The following is a 16943-nucleotide window of genomic DNA, read 5'->3' on the forward strand; positions in this document are numbered from 1 at the left end:
TTTGATATAGGGTTTTCCCCCTCTGCCCTGCGGGCATCTCCCCCGAAGGGGGAGAAAATGGTTACCTGAATTATTAAAACTTTTGCTTGCTATTCCAATGCTGAATAATCACCTATGCTCACGTTGGTAAACTTGCCGTTGAACGTGGCGTGATTACCAATCATCGCATTATCTAAAATAGCATTTTTAACCACTGTATGCGTTTGAATTATACTATTTTTAACGGTACTGTCCTCAATTATTGTGCCTTTGCCAATTGACGCGTATGGACCAACCGTACTGTTTTTAATTACAACATCTTCACCGATGAAACAAGGCTCGATAATTTCAGAATTGGTATTGGTGTGTTTTTCTGAAATAAGCCGTTCATTGGTTTCAGCAATAAAACCGAGCATTTTTTTGTTGGTGGCGACGGTTACTTCTTTGTTGCCACAATCCATCCACTCGTCAACCGTCCCGGTTTTAAAGACTTTTCCTTCGGCCATCATACGCTTTATGCCATCGTTGATTTGGTATTCACCGCCGTGTATAATATTGTTATCCAGCACATATTGAAGCTCTTGTTTTAAAACAGCAACATCTTTAAAATAGTAAATCCCGATTACGGCTTGATCGCTTACAAACTCGGTTGGTTTTTCTACCAGTTCGGTGATTTCTTCTTTGTCATTCAAGTTCACCACGCCATACGCTTCGGGGTTTTCCACTTTTTTGGTCCAAATAACGCTATCGGCTTCTTTGTCTAAGTTAAAATCGGCTTTAATTAAGGTATCGGCATACGCAATTACTGCTGGACCTTCTAGTGACTCTTCAGCACACATAATGGCGTGGCCAGTTCCTTTTGGATCTAACTGACGGTAAATAGTAGGTTTTGCCCCTAAACTATTTGCCAATTCTTCTAAACTTTCAACGACATCATCCCCAAAAAAAGCGGGATCGCCTAGTATAAAGGCGATTTCATCTACTTTTTCGTCTAAAATTTCGGTAATTTCGGTTACTAACCGGTGTACGATAGGTTTTCCTGCCACCGGAATCAATGGTTTAGGGATGGTCAATGTATGTGGACGAAGGCGCGAACCACGTCCGGCCATTGGTACAATTATTTTCATCTTAGTGCCCGCGAAAGCGGGTATCTTTTAAAGGTTTGTTATTCTTTTTTTGTCTTTCCAATGGGTACTTATAAACAAAACCCAAGGGTATCTTTTTTAATTCAACTTATATTTTACTCTTTTATAAAAGCATTTATTTAGTCCCAGTACTTCCAAAGCCACCGCTTCCGCGGGATGTTTCTTCTAGCGTTTCCACTTCTTCCCAAACGGCGCGTTCATGTTTTGCAATAACCAATTGCGCAATCCGCTCGCCGTTTTCAATGGTGAAATCTTCATTGGAAAGATTCACAAGGATAACGCCAATTTCGCCTCGATAGTCTGCATCGATGGTTCCGGGACTGTTTAAAACGGTAATTCCTTTTTTTGCGGCCAACCCACTTCGGGGTCGCACTTGGGCTTCAAAACCAATGGGAAGTTCAATAAACAAGCCTGTTTTAACGATAGCACGTTGCAACGGTTTTAGGGTTGAAGGTTCTGAAACATTAGCCCGAAGGTCCATGCCAGCCGAGGCGATGGTTTCATAAGAAGGAATGGGGTGCTCCGATTTGTTGATTATTTTTACGTTCATGTATGGTAGCTTATTGATTATACTGTTGAAATATAAAATCGATTTATCCCTTAAAAGGAATCGAAGGGTTAAAATACAAAATACCCAGCAAAAGTACTAAGCTGAACTGGAAAACGAACAAAGTAAGGTGTTTATTCAGAAAAGAATAACAGTTAAAGTGTTTAGGCTCATTTTCACACCCAATCTTTAGAGTTTTTTAACCGTTCAACCAATTTTTCTTCTTCGCTACCGGGTTCTGGTTGATAATCGTATCGCCATTGCACATGAGGCGGTAAGCTCATTAAGATGCTCTCAATCCGGCCATTGGTTTTTAAACCGAACAACGTTCCCTTATCGTGTACCAAATTGAACTCAACATAACGACCGCGTCTTATTTCTTGCCAATCTCTGTTTTCTTGTGTGTAATCTATATTTTTTCTTTTTTCAACAATGGGTACATAAGCTTCTAAAAAACTGTCGCCAACTTCGGTGACAAAGTTGTACCAGTCTTGCATGCTCATGGTTTCGGTTTTCTTTAAATAATCGAAAAATAAACCGCCAATTCCTCTGCCTTCACCACGATGTGCGTTGTAGAAATATTCATCACAACGGGCTTTGTATTTTGGGTAAAAGTCGGCATTGTGTTTATCGCAAGCTGTTTTGCACACTTGGTGAAAGTGTTCGGCATCTTCTTCAAATAAATAATACGGGGTAAGGTCTTGTCCGCCACCAAACCACTGATCAACGATATTGCCTTCTTGGTCGTACATTTCAAAGTACCGCCAATTGGCGTGAACGGTCGGCACAAAAGGATTTTTTGGATGTAACACTAAACTCAAACCGCACGCAAAAAAGTTTGCATCTTGTACACCAAAGTAATTTTGCATGCTTTCAGGCAACTCGCCGTGGACTTCACTGATATTCACGCCTCCTTTTTCAAAAACGGCTCCGTTTTCAATGACTCGGGTACGGCCGCCGCCACCTTCTTTTCGAACCCAAGGATCTTCTTTAAAGGTGGCTTTGCCATCGATTTCCTCCAATTTTGAAGTGATGGTGTCTTGTAATGTTTTTATGTAGGTTACAAATTGGTCTTTCATGTTATTTTTGTTTTTTCCGTAAGGTTATTTTCTTTTAAAAGCCTCACCGTTTCAGTGCTTGCCGCTGTTACCGATAATGGTAAAACCAAAATAATCCCTATAACTGGTATTAAAAGCATGGCCATAAAAACAATGCCGTTTCCTATGGCAATGCCCCTATTTTTCTTTACAAAAGAAATGCTTTCCCGATAGCTAAAGTGCCTTTCCAGCGTATAATCCATATTTCCGAAGCCAGCGTAATACGATTGTACCAAAAACAGTAAAACCGAAGTAAAAATATTGACAATGGGGATTAAGCTTAACAACAAAATAGGAATGGTAAACAGCAGCTCTAATAATAAATTTCGGACGTTAATCCTTATGCCTCGCCATAACTGAGCAGTATTCGATGTGTTTCTATGGGTATGCGACTCTCCTATTAAATGATGTTCAATTTTTTCGGAAACAGGGCTCATAAAAGGCGCGCTCAACGCCATAATAATGTGTTTATAGAGAATAAGGCCGATGGCAATTATAATGAGAGCCCCCAATACATCGCTAATCGTCCGGAACGTTTCGGCACCCCATTCCCAAAACCAGATTTTTGAAATGAACGCGCCAATATTATCGCTTAAGCCCCAGGCCAAAAAACCAATGACTGTCGCTGTTAGCAGGCTTATTAAAATAGGAACGCCAAAATATTTCCATAGCTTCAGCTTTGAGATCAACTGAAACGTTTTAAAATAGGCTTGTATGGCGCTTAGTATATTTTTAAGCATACTTAATTTATGAAGTTTTTTCAATAAAGACCAACTCTTTTTCAAACACTTCAATTTCGCTTGTTTTTGTCACTTTTTGGGCATTTTTTGCTTTTTTCTGAAGGAAACTGATCGTTTTTTCTTCTGATAAGTCAGCGATTTCTTTAAAATAGTAGCGACCCATTTCATTGTTGTGCAAATCCATGGCCGTTTCCAAAGGACTGTTTGGTGCTAATTTTTCATGCAGATCGGTTACTTTTTCTGCCCAATCGACGCTCTTTTCAATATTCTGAAATTTTCTGAACGCCGCTTTTGCTATCAAAACATTCCACAGCGCATGCCGAAACGCATTCGCCGGGCCGTTTTTATGATGCGCTTTCCCATATAAATCACCACTGATTTGCATGGTTCTTTTCGTCGCATTTAGCGTTGGAAAAACCAAAAAAGGCTGTTTGATAAACACACCCGACAAATGCCACAATTGCTTGACACTTAATTGACGGATGCGTTTTATAACATTCATGACTCGGCTTTGTATTCTTTAACCGCTTCAATAAAAGCCCCAGCGTTTTCAATTGGAATATTAGGTAAAATACCGTGGCCTAGATTGACAATGTACTTATCTTTTCCGAAGGCATTGATCATCTGGGTTACCATCTTTTTAATTTCAGCTGGCGGACTAAACAACCGCGTAGGATCGAAGTTCCCTTGTAACGTAATATTCCCTCCGCTCAGTTTTCTAGCTGTTTGCGGATCACATGTCCAATCGACACCCAAAGCGGAAGCACCACTTTTAGCCATCGTATCCAAAGCAAACCAGCAGCCTTTTCCGAAGGCAATAACAGGTGCTTCGTCTTTTAGGGCATCGATAATTTGCTGTATATACTTCCAACTAAATTCTTGATAATCGGAAGGCGATAACATCCCGCCCCAGCTATCGAAAACCTGAACGGCATTTACGCCTGCTCTTACCTTTTCTTTTAAATACGCAATGGTCGTATCGGTAATTTTTTGAAGTAGGGCGTGCGCGGCAACAGGTTGCGTAAAACAAAATTGTTTTGCTTTGTCAAAGTTTTTTGAGCCTTGACCTTGCACGCAATAACATAAAATCGTCCAAGGACTTCCGGCAAAACCAATCAATGGGATTTCGTCGTCTAACTTTTCCTTCGTCATTTTAATGGCGTTCATTACGTAGCCTAGCGTGTCGTGAATATCAGGTACAATCACGCTATCCAAGTCTTTTTCACTACGAATAGGGTTTGGAAGCCACGGCCCCACGCCTGGTTTCATCTCCACTTCAATATTCATCGCTTGCGGGATAACCAAAATATCGCTGAACAGAATAGCCGCATCCATGCCATAACGACGAATGGGCTGCACGGTGATTTCACTGGCAAGCTCGGGCGTACGGCAACGGGTAAAGAAATCGTATTTTTTCTTTATCTCCATAAATTCGGGAAGGTAGCGGCCTGCTTGGCGCATCATCCAAACTGGGGGGCGTTCTACGGTTTCGCCTTTTAAAGCACGAAGAAATAAATCGTTCTTTATTCCTGCGAAGGCAGGAATCTCTTCGTTTTTATTACTATTTTTCATATAACTCTATTATTCAGACCTCAAAGGTTTTTAAAACCTTTGAGGTCTTTTTTATCTATTTTTTTAATGTTTTAACCGCTTTAGCAATCACGCTTTCAACCGAAGTTGAATTAGCAATCACTACATTTTCGGTATGTTTTTCTGCTTCTGCTGCCGTTGTGGTGCCAATGCAGAAAGCAATTGAGTTTTTTAGTTTGTTTCCTGAAATAAAACTTTGCACCCCACTTGGACTGAAAAACAAAATACCATCAAATTGACGGTCAAACTTTATGGGGTTAAGCTCCGTTTTGTACGTTTCTATTTCAGAAAGAGCAATATTTGCTTCTTTTAATGCTTCTGGAATAGTGTCCAGGCGTTTATTGCCACAAAAAAAATAAAAAGTGTGATTTTTATGGTTTTTAGTTAAATATTCAGCCAATTCTACTCCATAATCGGTGGTTTTAATCACTTTTTGACCATTATCCTCTAAAAGTGCCTTTGTTTTTTCGCCTACACAAAAACAATTCTGAGTTTCAGGCATTTCCTCGGAAGTATTAAAAACAGCCCTCACTCCATTTTTACTGGTGAAAATAGCGTTTTCAATGACCTTTGGAGCTTCAAAAGTCATAAATTCAATAGAAATGGCATTGTATTCTACAAACGTTAAACCGGAGTTTAAAAGCAGTTCTTTTTGAGCAAGGGTAAGTTTTTTGGTGGAAAGGATGGATTTCATAAAGCATCTATTTTTCTATTTCAGACTTAATAACTTCCATCAATTCTTTTCCGCCGTTGTCTAAAACTTCTTTGGCACAGCTCGCTCCTAAATCTTTGTAATCATTTTTAGGACATTGTTTTGCAATCTCTAATTTTGTTTGTCCATCCAATGAAAACAACACGCCTTTAAATTGAATTTCACCGTCAATACATTCAGCCAGGGCACCAATAGGCGCGGTACACCCTCCTTCTAATTTTTGAAGAAAGGCACGTTCAATATACGTGCAAATATCGGCTTCGGTGTTATTTAATTTTGAAGTGGCCTCTTTACTGAAACCATCCTTTTCCAAAGCCACTATCACCATCGCGCCTTGAGCCGGAGCAGGTATCATCCAGTCCAAGTTTTCAAAATTATCGGGTAATACGTTTATCCGTTCTAATCCTGCTTTTGCAAAAATGGCACCTTGCCAATCGTTGTTTTGAAGCTTTTGTAAACGGGTGTTGACATTTCCGCGCAAATCTACAACCTCATGATTGGGGTACCGGTTGAGCCATTGTGCTTTCCGGCGCAAACTTCCCGTAGCAATGGTACATGGTTTTTCGGGTGTAAAGCTGCCTTTTGTGGCCAAAATATCAGTTGAAGTTGCCCTAGCTAAAACGGCGGTTTGTACAATTCCTTTTGGTAAATGGGTGGGGACATCTTTCATGCTATGCACGGCAATATCCACCGTTCCGTTGAGCATGGCGACGTCTAAGGTTTTGGTAAAAATACCGGTAATGCCCATTTCGTACAAAGGTTGGTCCAATACCAAATCGCCCGTGGATTTCACGGGGACCAATTCGGTTTTATAGCCTAAGTTTTCAAGTTTTCTCTGTACGGTCGTGGCTTGCCATAACGCTAATTCGCTATCGCGTGTGCCAATACGGATTGTTTTATTCACGTTCGCTTTCTTCTAACTGAAACATAGATTCGAGCATGTGCAGGTGTTGCTCGGTCGAGCCATTGGCTTGTTTCAGGTGGTTTACAACTTGGGTGGTTATTTTATGAATGATGCGGTCGCTGATAATCTGTGCCTGTTCTTCGTTAAAATCTTCCAATTTTTTACGGTGGTAATCAATTTCCCCGGCCTTGATTTCGGTAAGTTTCGTTTTTAACGCCTTTACCGTAGGAATAAAATGACGGTCGCGTACCCAGCCAATAAATTCAGATTCGATTTCTTCGATTATTTTTTTGGCGATCGGCACTTGTTCGGCCCGGTGTTGTAAGGTCTGGTTGGTAACGGAAGACAATTCGTCTAAGTGGACCAAGGTAACCAGCTCGTTCTCTTTCACATCTTCGGAAACATTCCGTGGGATGGAAAGGTCTAAAATTAGCAACGGTTTTTTAAGGTACAGCAACTCTTTTGAAATGGTAGGCTGTTGTGCACCGGTAGCGACCACGAGCACATCGGTCTGTGCCAATTCGCTTTGAATGTCGGCATAATCTTTAACCACGAGGTTGAATTTACCGGCAATTTTCTCGGCCCGTTCTTTGGTTCGGTTAATGAGCGTAATGTGCTCATTTTTAGTGTGCTTAATTAAATTTTCGCAGGTGTTCCTACCTATTTTACCCGTTCCGAAGAGTAAAATGTTCTTATCTGAAACGTGCGGCACGTGCGCCATAATATAGTGTACGGCCGCAAAACTAACCGAAGTAGCACCTGTTGAAATTTCGGTTTCATTTTTAATCCGCTTGCTGGCTTGGATCACGGCATTGATTAACCGTTCCATATACGCGTTGAGCAGTCCGTGTTTTTTAGAACGGCGGAACCCGTTGCGCAACTGACTAATAATTTCAAAATCACCTAAAATCTGGCTGTCCAATCCGGTCCCCACTTTAAATAAATGGGAAACTGCTTGATCGTTTTTGTAGACATAAGCTACTTTTTCAAAATCATCGATGGTGCCTTCGGTATGTTCGCACAACAATTTAATAAGTTGAAAAGGATGCTGTGCAAAGCCATACAGTTCGGTACGGTTGCAGGTAGAAATGACCGTTAATGAAGGAACACCGTCTTTTTTTGCCTGCGTCAGGATATTAGTTTGCGCCGTATCTCCAATACTGAAACGGCCACGCATGGCAGCATCGGCCTTTTTGTAATTAAGACCAATGGCATAGAAATTCCCTTCAAAAGTGGATAGTGATTTATTACTGGTTGTTTTCATACCTAACGGCGCAAATGTAAGGGCAATACCAATGAAAAAATAACGCTTGCGGTATCAATTGTATCGAAAGGTGTTAATTTCTGTCAAAATATGACAAATGTCATATAAATGCCCTAATTTCGCATCGTTCGGGCAATAAATTTGCCTAGTTGTTTAGAACAATTCTAAATAAAGTTTAAAAATAGCGTTATGATTTCTGAAAAAAATGTCGCTGAAAGTTCAGCAGTTGACCATTCCGGTTTTTATGAGGAGACCTCCATTTCGGAAGGGTTTTTTATTCTGAAATTCAACAATGAAACCAATGACAACCAGTCTTTTAAACGCGAGATTGGGACTAATTTCATTCAGTTTCATTTTTGCATAAAAGGCACTGCCAGCTTTCTTTTCAATGAAGGGAATTACTCCTTGCCCATAAGCGAAGAAAACTCCCTATTACTCTATAATCCGCAACGGGAATTGCCATTGCACATACATGTAGCACCGCATTCTTGGGTGCTTTCGGTGTTGTTGCCCATTGAAAAATTCCACGCCTTGTTTTCGAGCGAGGCCAATTACATTACTTTTTTGAGCGAGGAGAACAAAAACCGAAAGTACTACAAAGATGCCCCTATTTCGCCATCGATGGCCATCGTGCTCAATCAATTGATGAATTACAATTTGCATCCTTCGGTAAAACCCTTGTATTTTAAAGGAAAAGCGTATGAACTGTTGAGCCTTTATTTTAACCGACCGGCCGACCTTGATGTGGAACAGTGTCCGTTTTTGGCCGATGAAGACAACGTGACCAAAATAAAAAAAGCCAAGCAAATTGTTATCGCCAATATGGCAGAACCCCCAACCTTGCAGGAATTAGCCAACGAAATCAATTTGCCCCTCAACAAACTGAAAGAAGGTTTTAAGCAGGTGTATGGCGATTCTGTGTTCAGTTTTTTGTTTGATTATAAAATGGAAGTAGCGCGGCAGCTATTGGCCACTGGATCGCACAATGTTAACGAAGTAGGCTTAAAAGTGGGATATAGCGCGGCCAGCCATTTTATTGCAGCTTTCAAGAAAAAGTACGGTACGACGCCTAAAAAATATTTGATGAGCCTCTCAGCATAAGAAACGTAAATGACTTTATAGTTTTTATATGTATCAGGTGTTTGACAATTCATTTTAATACAAGTAATTTTGCAACAGAAAAATTTGATATGAAAAAAGGAGTCCTCCTTGTAAACCTCGGCTCGCCCGATAGTACCAACCCAAAAGACGTTAAAAGGTATTTAGACGAGTTTTTAATGGATCCCCGCGTGATCGATGTACCTCGATGGGCAAGAATATTAATTGTGCGAGGTATTATTTTAAATACCAGACCTAAAAAAAGCGCCGAAGCCTACCAAAAAATCTGGTGGGAAGAAGGTTCGCCTTTGATTGTGCTTTCTGAACGGCTTCAGGAAAAAGTGCAGGAAAAAACCACCTTGCCTATTGGCCTGGCCATGCGCTATGGAAGCAGGTCCCTAAAAAAAGGGCTGCAGCAATTGGTTGACCAAGATGTGGACGAGGTTTTGGTAATCCCTTTGTACCCACAGTTTGCCATGGCGACAACCGAGACTATAAATGTTAAGGTAGAAGAACTTCGCAATGCGTTTTTTCCGCAGTTGAAAATTTCATCATTTCCAGCTTTTTACAACAAACCAGAATACATTGATGTACTTTCCAAAAGTATTGAAGAACACATCAAAAACTTGGATTATGAGCATTTACTGTTCAGTTACCACGGGGTTCCGGAGCGGCACATTCGAAAAAGCGACATTACCAACAGCCATTGCAAAATAGATGGTTCTTGTTGTATTACGCCTTCAAAAGCGCATGAATACTGTTATCGCCATCAATGTTTTGAAACCACCAGATTAGTGGCCGAAAAACTGGGCTTAAAAGAAAACAGCTACTCTGTTTCGTTCCAGTCAAGATTGGGCTTCGACCCGTGGCTGAAACCCTATACCGACCGCACCATAGAACGTATGGGCAAAGCGGGCATTAAAAAATTGGCGGTCGTCACCCCGGCCTTTGTAAGCGATTGTTTAGAAACCTTGGAAGAAATCGCCATGGAAGGTGAGGAGATTTTCCACGAAACAGGCGGAGAAGAATTCACGACCATCCCTTGTTTAAACGACCGCGACGATTTTGCCCAATTATTGGCTGGCTGGATCGATAAATGGCGCATTGTCGATGTGGACAAAGCAATAGCTTAAAACTTAATTCACAATGTAATGGCATTACAAAACCGCTCGGCCAGTTTAGGGACAGAGCCGATTAGTAACCTATTGGTAAAGCAGTCTGTTCCTGCTTCCATTGGTATTTTGGTCATGTCACTCAACATTCTTGTCGACACTATTTTCGTCGGAAACTGGATTGGCTCTATTGCCATTGCAGCGATTAACGTGGTGTTACCGGTTTCGTTTTTTATTGCCGCACTGGGAATGGCAATCGGCATTGGCGGTTCCTCCATCATTTCGAGGGCATTGGGAGCCAATAACAAAGAAAAAGCCCTGAAAACCTTCGGAAACCAAATTACCCTTACGCTTTTGATCACCATTTTAATGACAGTGGTCGGCCTTTATTTTGTAAACGATCTTATCCCGGCATTTGGTGGAAAGGGGGATATTTTTGAACCCGCTAAAATCTATTATAAAATCGTACTGTACGGCGTTCCCATTTTAGCACTTTCCATGATGGGGAACAACGTGCTCCGGGCTGAAGGCAAACCAAAAATTGCCATGATTGCCATGATCATCCCATCGGTGGGCAATTTGTTTTTGGATTATATTTTAATTTACGTGTTCGATATGGGAATGGCCGGTGCCGCTTGGGCTTCCACAGCTTCCTATGTGCTAAGTTTCTTGTTTATTTTTTGGTTCTTTTTAAGTGATCGGTCGGAGCTTCGAATTAGTTTTTCACATTTCGGACTTAATATGGCAATTTTAAAAGAAATGACGGCCTTAGGGTTTGTAACCTTGGCGCGGCAAGCGGTTGTAAGTGTTACCTATTTATTGATGAACAACATTCTCTTTAGTTTAGGAGGGGAGGCATCGGTGACGATGTATGGAATTATTGGCCGTATGCTCATGTTTGCATTGTTTCCTGTTCTGGGCGTTACACAAGGGTTTTTGCCCATTGCGGGGTATAATTATGGCGCGTATAAATTTCCCAGGGTTCGGGAAAGTATCAATAAAGCCATAAAGTATGCCGGGTTGCTTGCTTTGGTGATTTTTGCGTTGATTATGATATTTCCCGAAGCCATTGTTTCGGTTTTTACCACAGATGCTGTTATCTTAAAAGAAACCCCTTGGGCCATGCGGTGGGTGTTTGCCGCGATACCAATTATCGCCATTCAACTGATAGGTTCGGCTTATTTTCAAGCCATTGGGAAGGCCACGCCGGCATTATTGCTCACCCTTACCAGGCAAGGATTTTTCTTTATCCCGCTTATTTTGATTTTACCCAACTTTTTTGGCGAATTGGGTGTTTGGATCTCCTTTCCCATTGCCGATGTGCTGTCAACTATTGTAACGGGATTTTTTCTGAACAGGGAAATTAAAAAGACATTGATCACATAATTTTCACTATATTTAAAGTATCAACGTGTTAATTATGAATAAAATAGTACTTATTCTCGTATTTTTTATTGGGTATTCTACGCAAGCACAGATTTCTGAAATTACAGCTGAAACCTGGTATTTGAGATTTTTAAAACTTGACGGTGAACATAATTACACGCCTTTAGGAGTGGAAAGCAACATCATCTTTGAAGAAAATGGCACGGACTACACAGTATATGCAGACGGAGTGGTAAACAACCTATTTGGTGCCGTTTCATTTTCTGGAAACACATTTACCTTTACCGAGGTTGGCATAACACTTCTTTCATGTGATACCGGCAATTGTTATTTTGAGGATCTTTATTTCGAAGGGCTTTTAAGCTCCGAAATGCTTGATTTAAAGACCTTTACGTATGATTATTTTGCTTCTTCGTTATATGATTATAAAAGCCTGCGCTTAACAGACAATGAAGGCAATGTAGCTTTTTATGTAAACACACCTATCGGCTTGCCCGATGCAGCTTTATTGAGAACTTGGTATCTACATTCAATGGATGCCGACCTTGGTGAAGACAGTGATTATATTGCCAACTACAACCCTCCTATTAACCCAAGCCTAACAATAAATCAAGATTTATCATTTACAGGAACAGGTTCCTGTAATGATTTCAGTGGGCAATTTTTTTACACCAATGATAATTTTTCTGGAGCAAGATTGATAGCAAACGATTTTCAGGAAACCGGAGAAACGTGCGATTACCATAATGGTTTTGAAAACTATTACTTTTCTCAGTTTATGGATGAAAACGGTGAATTATATTTTTGGGTTAATGAAAATTCATCCTCTGGAGAAGCTAATTTTTCTTTTGAATTAGCTCCTGGCTTTACATTTAATTTTGAAAATACCCCCGTATTGGGTACTAATGAGGTAATTGAACCTAAAATTTCCATATACCCAAATCCTGTGGATGAAAAATTATTCATAAAAATTCCCAATGACACTATAAAAACAGTACAAATTTTTGACTCCCTTGGTAAACTGGCTTTTATAAGTGACGATTTTAAAAATGGACTTACTGTTTCAAGTTTGGAAACAGGTATTTACATTATTAAAATTGAATCATTAAATGGACACACTGTCAAAAAGTTCATAAAAAAATAATTGCACTAATTACAAAAAGACATTAAAAGTCAATATTTGGCTATCTTTGCCCCGATGGAATACAACTACATAAAAGCTCTGCATTTAATTTTCGTAATCACTTGGTTTGCTGGTCTGTTTTATATCGTTAGGCTTTTTGTATATCAAATTGAAGCTTCAGAAAAACCATCGCCCGAAAAAGAGATTTTAGAAAAGCAATTGAAACTCATGGCCAAACGCCTATGGACCATCATCACGTGGCCCTCGGCTATACTTGCCGTTGGCTTTGCGATTTGGCTTATTTTAATGCGCACTTTCTATTTAACCGATGCGTGGATGCAAGTAAAGCTCGGGTTTGTGTTCCTTTTAATTTTATACCATTTAAAATGCCACCAAATCTATAAGCAACTGCAAAAAGGCGTCGTAAAACACTCCTCCAATTTTATGCGATTGTTTAATGAAGGCGCAACCATTATCCTTTTTGCCATTATATTTTTAGTGATGCTTCGCAATGCTGTAAATTGGATATATGGTGTTTTGGGTCTTATCGCTTTTTCGGTGTTGTTAATGTTAGGCTATCGCTTTTATAAACGGTTGCGGGAAAACGGTAATTCTTAAACCGACAACACCTCATCCTCCGCCAACAAAGGCTCGTTCCGCAGTTTTAAGAATATCTGTGCCACGGTAATGGTGTCTTTTTCGCAATAGATGATAATGCGGTCCATATCGTTTTCTTCGTAATACACATCGCGCACATCGCTACCGTCTATATCATCTTTTGGTGAGGGAATGCCCAAGACATGCGCCATTAATTTTAAGGACGTGAATGTTTTATAATCACCAAATTTCCAAAGCTCTAAAGTATCCAAGTGCGGGACTTCCCATGGTTTTTTTCCGAAGAGGTTCAGTTTAAACGGCAGGCTTATTCCGTGAATGATCATCCGTCGGGCGATGTATGGAAAATCAAATTCCTTTCCGTTGTGTGCACAGAGTACATGTTGCGGTTTATTAAAATGGGTTTGCAAAAGGGTTTTAAACTCCTTAAGCAATGTTGCTTCTTCTCCGTGAAAACTGGTTACCCGAAAGTTTCGGATATCACCTTTCATTTTAAAATACCCTACCGAAATGCACACTATCTTCCCAAACTCGGCCCAAATACCGGCACGGTCGTAAAATTCCTCAGGAGTGAAATCCTCTTTGCGCTGGTAGCGGGTTTTTTGTTCATATAACTGTTTGGCAGTTTCGTCCAAATCATTGTAATCTGGATATTGCGGCACGGTTTCTATGTCCAGAAACAGGACGTGCTCTGGGTTAATTCGTGTAAGCATATTTCTGAAATTTTACAATCGGGGAGTGTTTAAAGCTACGAAAAAATTACGAATCCTTGTTCAACATACGGTATGCTTCTTCCATATAGGTGTAAAAATCCTTTGTAAACGGATCGTCTTCTTTCTTGGCTCGGTGATGGCCCAAACGCACAATAATGACATCGTCTTCGGGAACAACAATCACGTATTGTCCCAACATGCCTCGCATGGCAAATACATCCTTGCCCTCATGTTTATTGAGCCAAAAGCCATACCCATACTCCGGGCTTTCCTCAAATCGTGGTTTAATAGATTTGGCCACAAAAGCCGAATCCAACAGTTGGTTGCCGTTCCACTTCCCAAAGTCTTTGTACAACTTGCCAAAACGGGCAAAATCGCGGGCATTGCTACCTATGCAACAATAGGCTTTTACCAAGCGGTGCTCATCGTCATCTACTTGCCATAATGCCGGATTTTCGACGCCCAAAGGTTGCCAGAAACTTTCCGAAAGATAGTTGGACAGTGGTTTTCCTACTGCTTTTTGAATGACCATCGCTAAGAGTTCGGTATCGCCACTCGAATATTTGAATGAAGTGCCGGGCGTATCGACCACTTTTAAATTGAGGATGGTTTCGGCCAGGTTATCATCGTAATAGGCACGGGCCGTAACTCCAAAAGGATTTTTGTAGGACTCGACCCAGTTTAATCCCGAAGCCATGGATGAGAGATCGCCCACCGTGAGCCCTGTGTTTTTATATTCAGGGTAAAAGTCGCTTACCGGTTGATTTAAGTTTTTAATATAACCCTCGTCAATCGCTTTTCCCAATAGTGCCGAAACCACGCTTTTGGCCATGGAAAACGAATTGGTCTGTGAGCTGTCGCTATACCCTTCGGCATAGTTTTCATACCAAATACTGTCGTTTTTAATAATGAGGAACGCTACGGTGCCCAGCTCCTTATTGGTTTCTTTCAATTTTTCGGTTGCTTTTGCCGTATTGTAGTCGTTTGCTTTTGGCCACGGCTGCGGATTGGTACTGGCCGGAATGGTGTCGCTTTCAAAATAATCGAAATCGTCAATAAAAGCCGTGGTATGGCCAGTGAAATAGACTACACGGAGGCCTTTTAAAATGTAGTTGTAATCGGTTATGTACAAAAGCAATACGATTGTTGCAACAATGCCGAGTAGCCAAGCAAAGAATTTTTTCATTGAAATTAAATTTGGTTATTCCCAAATATAAATGAAAAAATGGTACTATTTAGACTGTTTTCAACTTACTTAATTTAAAACAACTCCCCTTGCTTAACGGGGCTTTCGTGTTGCAACAGCCACTTTTTACGATGCAGGCCACCTGCATATCCCGTTAATGAGCCATCACTGCCAATAACACGATGACAGGGAATAATAATGGATATCGGGTTTTTGCCATTGGCCGAAGCCGCAGCACGAATCACTTTTGGGTCGCCCAAGGCATTGGCCATTTTTTGGTAACTCGTGGTTTTGCCAAAAGGAATGGACTGTAACTGTTGCCACACTTTTTTCTGAAATTTCGTTCCGTTGGGGTTTAATGGGATATTAAACGTTTGCCTGGAGCCTTCAAAATATTCGGTGAGTTGCTCCATAGTTTTTTGAAGGGAATCGGGAAGCGTTTCTGAAATAGCTGTTTTTGAAACCTTCTCGTCATCAATAAACATCGCAGAAGCCAAACCCGAAGCATCGCCTATCAGTTCCATCCAGCCTATTGGGGTGTTTACATAAGCGGTTTTCACGAGGGGTCTTGGTCTTTGGTCTTGCCTTGGTCTTGCTTGTAGTTTTTATCAGGAATGTCGTTCAGCTCAATGCCCATGCGTTTGGCGCGGCGTTCCCAGTTTTTTCGGGCTTGCACTTGCATATCCTCGATAGCATCGCTTTCGTCCATGATTTCAAGGCCTAGAAGGGTTTCGATGATGTCTTCCATGGTGACCACGCCAATGGTATTCCCAAATTCATCTACTACCGAAGCGATATGCACGCGTTGTTTAATGAACGTTTCAAACAAATCGGGTATGGGTTTATCGGCATCGACCACAAAAATATCGCGTTTGAGTTCCTGCAATTGCATTTCCCCGTGTTCTTCCACGATTTGCTCCAAAATATCGTCCCGCAACACAAAACCGGTTATGTTATGTGTTTTTTCACGATAGACCGGAATTCTGGAAAAGCGCAGGTTTTTATGATTGGAGTGAAATTCTTTCAGCGACATGTTCTCGTTTTCCAAGGTCACCACGGGAAAAGGCGTCATCACGTCTTTCGCCTTGACCGATTTAAATACCAATAGGTTTTTGATCACGGTGGTTTCGTTTTCTTCAAAAACACCTTCTTCTTCCGCAGCATCGGTTATGGCAATGAATTCTTCGCGGCTCATCGTACTCACGTGTGCTGATTTCCCGATTAAGCGCGTGGTAAGCATCAATAGCCATAAAATGCCGGTGTATTTAAGCGGAAATATGATAATCTTTAAAAACTTGGCGGTAAAGTTCCCGAGGGATTTCCAGTAGGTGGCACCAATGGTTTTGGGTACTATTTCAGAAACCAATAAAATTAAAATCGTCATAATGGCCGATATCAAACCTACAAAGTTGATTCCTAAAAAAGACATGCTGTATCCGCCTTCTACGGCGATAATTCCTGCTTGATTACCCACCAAAATCGCACCAACCGTGTGGGCAATGGTATTGAGGGTTAAAATGGCAATGAGCGGTTTATCGATGTCTTTCTTAAAATTGGCCAAAGTCAAGGCGTAGGCTTTCCCTTCGTTTTTTTTCATTTTTATGTACGTAGGGGTAAAGCTCAACAATGCCGCCTCTAAAATGGAACATAAAAACGAGAAGAAAATAGAAAGTACCGCATACAGGATTAGTAATGTCATTCCTTAAAGATAAATTTTGACTAAAATAAAAAT

General features: G+C 40.8%; 18 protein-coding genes. 5 read left to right on the forward strand and 13 right to left on the reverse strand.

Annotated features, from left to right (window positions below; all coding sequences use genetic code 11):
- Nucleotides 1-89 precede the first annotated feature (89 nt).
- From DDV96_RS06620 to hemA, 9 genes are all read right to left on the reverse strand, one after another.
- Nucleotides 90-1106: a sugar phosphate nucleotidyltransferase gene (locus tag DDV96_RS06620; protein WP_116693977.1), complete on the reverse strand. Its 1017-nt coding sequence runs from the start codon at nucleotides 1104-1106 to the stop codon at nucleotides 90-92.
- 133 nt (nucleotides 1107-1239) lie between these two features.
- A complete protein-coding gene (gene dut, locus DDV96_RS06625) occupies nucleotides 1240-1674 on the reverse strand; it encodes a dUTP diphosphatase (protein ID WP_116693978.1) in 435 nt (144 codons plus the stop codon).
- A gap of 173 nt (nucleotides 1675-1847) precedes the next feature.
- Nucleotides 1848-2750 (reverse strand): oxygen-dependent coproporphyrinogen oxidase, encoded by a 903-nt coding sequence (hemF, locus tag DDV96_RS06630; RefSeq protein WP_116693979.1) that lies wholly within the window; start codon nucleotides 2748-2750, stop codon nucleotides 1848-1850.
- Nucleotides 2747-3508: an EI24 domain-containing protein gene (locus tag DDV96_RS06635; RefSeq protein ID WP_116694260.1), complete on the reverse strand. Its 762-nt coding sequence runs from the start codon at nucleotides 3506-3508 to the stop codon at nucleotides 2747-2749. The genes hemF and DDV96_RS06635 overlap by 4 nt, the downstream gene beginning before the upstream one ends.
- A gap of 7 nt (nucleotides 3509-3515) precedes the next feature.
- Nucleotides 3516-4010, reverse strand: a complete 495-nt coding sequence (locus DDV96_RS06640; protein ID WP_116693980.1) for a DUF6973 domain-containing protein — start codon at nucleotides 4008-4010, stop codon at nucleotides 3516-3518.
- A complete protein-coding gene (gene hemE, locus DDV96_RS06645; RefSeq protein WP_116693981.1) occupies nucleotides 4007-5080 on the reverse strand; it encodes a uroporphyrinogen decarboxylase in 1074 nt (357 codons plus the stop codon). Before hemE ends, DDV96_RS06640 begins: the two co-directional genes overlap by 4 nt.
- Nucleotides 5081-5135: 55 nt before the next feature.
- The gene (locus DDV96_RS06650; protein ID WP_116693982.1) at nucleotides 5136-5792 is read right to left on the reverse strand and encodes a uroporphyrinogen-III synthase; all 657 of its coding nucleotides are present in this window, start codon (nucleotides 5790-5792) and stop codon (nucleotides 5136-5138) included.
- 7 nt (nucleotides 5793-5799) lie between these two features.
- Nucleotides 5800-6714 (reverse strand): hydroxymethylbilane synthase, encoded by a 915-nt coding sequence (hemC, locus tag DDV96_RS06655; RefSeq protein ID WP_116693983.1) that lies wholly within the window; start codon nucleotides 6712-6714, stop codon nucleotides 5800-5802.
- On the reverse strand, nucleotides 6707-7978 hold the full coding sequence (gene hemA, locus DDV96_RS06660; protein WP_116693984.1) for a glutamyl-tRNA reductase: 1272 nt from the start codon (nucleotides 7976-7978) through the stop codon (nucleotides 6707-6709). Before hemA ends, hemC begins: the two co-directional genes overlap by 8 nt.
- A 189-nt stretch (nucleotides 7979-8167) precedes the next feature.
- Between hemA and DDV96_RS06665 the strand changes: the two genes are divergently transcribed.
- The 5 genes from DDV96_RS06665 to DDV96_RS06685 all read left to right on the forward strand — a co-directional run bounded on the left by DDV96_RS06665 (nucleotide 8168) and on the right by DDV96_RS06685 (nucleotide 13315).
- Nucleotides 8168-9079, forward strand: a complete 912-nt coding sequence (locus DDV96_RS06665; protein WP_116693985.1) for an AraC family transcriptional regulator — start codon at nucleotides 8168-8170, stop codon at nucleotides 9077-9079.
- An 89-nt stretch (nucleotides 9080-9168) separates the two neighbouring features.
- A complete protein-coding gene (hemH, locus tag DDV96_RS06670; RefSeq protein ID WP_116693986.1) occupies nucleotides 9169-10209 on the forward strand; it encodes a ferrochelatase in 1041 nt (346 codons plus the stop codon).
- Nucleotides 10210-10227: 18 nt separating this feature from the next.
- Nucleotides 10228-11574: an MATE family efflux transporter gene (locus tag DDV96_RS06675; protein WP_116693987.1), complete on the forward strand. Its 1347-nt coding sequence runs from the start codon at nucleotides 10228-10230 to the stop codon at nucleotides 11572-11574.
- Between the two features lie 34 nt (nucleotides 11575-11608).
- Entirely contained in the window at nucleotides 11609-12718 is a 1110-nt protein-coding gene (locus DDV96_RS06680; protein WP_116693988.1) for a T9SS type A sorting domain-containing protein, read from the forward strand.
- A 54-nt stretch (nucleotides 12719-12772) separates the two neighbouring features.
- Nucleotides 12773-13315 carry a CopD family protein gene (locus DDV96_RS06685; RefSeq protein ID WP_116693989.1) on the forward strand — a complete coding sequence of 181 codons (543 nt, stop codon included), beginning with the start codon at nucleotides 12773-12775 and terminating at the stop codon, nucleotides 13313-13315.
- On the opposite strand, the gene DDV96_RS06690 is transcribed toward DDV96_RS06685, so the two are convergent.
- The 4 genes from DDV96_RS06690 to DDV96_RS06705 form a co-directional block, all read right to left on the reverse strand.
- Nucleotides 13312-14025, reverse strand: coding sequence for a 3'-5' exonuclease (locus DDV96_RS06690; protein ID WP_116693990.1), 714 nt, complete (start codon nucleotides 14023-14025; stop codon nucleotides 13312-13314). The genes DDV96_RS06685 and DDV96_RS06690 overlap by 4 nt on opposite strands.
- Nucleotides 14026-14071: 46 nt before the next feature.
- Entirely contained in the window at nucleotides 14072-15211 is a 1140-nt protein-coding gene (locus DDV96_RS06695) for a serine hydrolase domain-containing protein (protein WP_116693991.1), read from the reverse strand.
- Between the two features lie 74 nt (nucleotides 15212-15285).
- On the reverse strand, nucleotides 15286-15771 hold the full coding sequence (locus tag DDV96_RS06700) for a methylated-DNA--[protein]-cysteine S-methyltransferase (protein ID WP_116693992.1): 486 nt from the start codon (nucleotides 15769-15771) through the stop codon (nucleotides 15286-15288).
- A complete protein-coding gene (locus DDV96_RS06705; RefSeq protein WP_116693993.1) occupies nucleotides 15768-16910 on the reverse strand; it encodes a CNNM domain-containing protein in 1143 nt (380 codons plus the stop codon). Before DDV96_RS06705 ends, DDV96_RS06700 begins: the two co-directional genes overlap by 4 nt.
- Nucleotides 16911-16943 lie beyond the last annotated feature (33 nt).

The sequence above is a fragment of the Marixanthomonas spongiae genome (assembly GCF_003095375.1).
Taxonomy (GTDB): domain Bacteria; phylum Bacteroidota; class Bacteroidia; order Flavobacteriales; family Flavobacteriaceae; genus Marixanthomonas; species Marixanthomonas spongiae.

Excerpts from the sequence above, each read along its gene's own strand:
- hemE (WP_116693981.1), bottom strand. The coding sequence starts at position 5,080 with ATGAAAAATAGTAATAAAAACGAAGAGATTCCTGCCTTCGCAGGAATA.
- dut (WP_116693978.1), bottom strand. The coding sequence starts at position 1,674 with ATGAACGTAAAAATAATCAACAAATCGGAGCACCCCATTCCTTCTTAT.
- hemF (WP_116693979.1), bottom strand. The coding sequence starts at position 2,750 with ATGAAAGACCAATTTGTAACCTACATAAAAACATTACAAGACACCATC.
- DDV96_RS06705 (WP_116693993.1), bottom strand. The coding sequence starts at position 16,910 with ATGACATTACTAATCCTGTATGCGGTACTTTCTATTTTCTTCTCGTTT.
- DDV96_RS06695 (WP_116693991.1), bottom strand. The coding sequence starts at position 15,211 with ATGAAAAAATTCTTTGCTTGGCTACTCGGCATTGTTGCAACAATCGTA.
- DDV96_RS06690 (WP_116693990.1), bottom strand. The coding sequence starts at position 14,025 with ATGCTTACACGAATTAACCCAGAGCACGTCCTGTTTCTGGACATAGAA.
- DDV96_RS06635 (WP_116694260.1), bottom strand. The coding sequence starts at position 3,508 with ATGCTTAAAAATATACTAAGCGCCATACAAGCCTATTTTAAAACGTTT.
- DDV96_RS06685 (WP_116693989.1), top strand. The coding sequence starts at position 12,773 with ATGGAATACAACTACATAAAAGCTCTGCATTTAATTTTCGTAATCACT.
- DDV96_RS06665 (WP_116693985.1), top strand. The coding sequence starts at position 8,168 with ATGATTTCTGAAAAAAATGTCGCTGAAAGTTCAGCAGTTGACCATTCC.
- DDV96_RS06650 (WP_116693982.1), bottom strand. The coding sequence starts at position 5,792 with ATGAAATCCATCCTTTCCACCAAAAAACTTACCCTTGCTCAAAAAGAA.
- hemA (WP_116693984.1), bottom strand. The coding sequence starts at position 7,978 with ATGAAAACAACCAGTAATAAATCACTATCCACTTTTGAAGGGAATTTC.
- DDV96_RS06675 (WP_116693987.1), top strand. The coding sequence starts at position 10,228 with ATGGCATTACAAAACCGCTCGGCCAGTTTAGGGACAGAGCCGATTAGT.
- DDV96_RS06620 (WP_116693977.1), bottom strand. The coding sequence starts at position 1,106 with ATGAAAATAATTGTACCAATGGCCGGACGTGGTTCGCGCCTTCGTCCA.
- DDV96_RS06680 (WP_116693988.1), top strand. The coding sequence starts at position 11,609 with ATGAATAAAATAGTACTTATTCTCGTATTTTTTATTGGGTATTCTACG.
- hemH (WP_116693986.1), top strand. The coding sequence starts at position 9,169 with ATGAAAAAAGGAGTCCTCCTTGTAAACCTCGGCTCGCCCGATAGTACC.
- DDV96_RS06640 (WP_116693980.1), bottom strand. The coding sequence starts at position 4,010 with ATGAATGTTATAAAACGCATCCGTCAATTAAGTGTCAAGCAATTGTGG.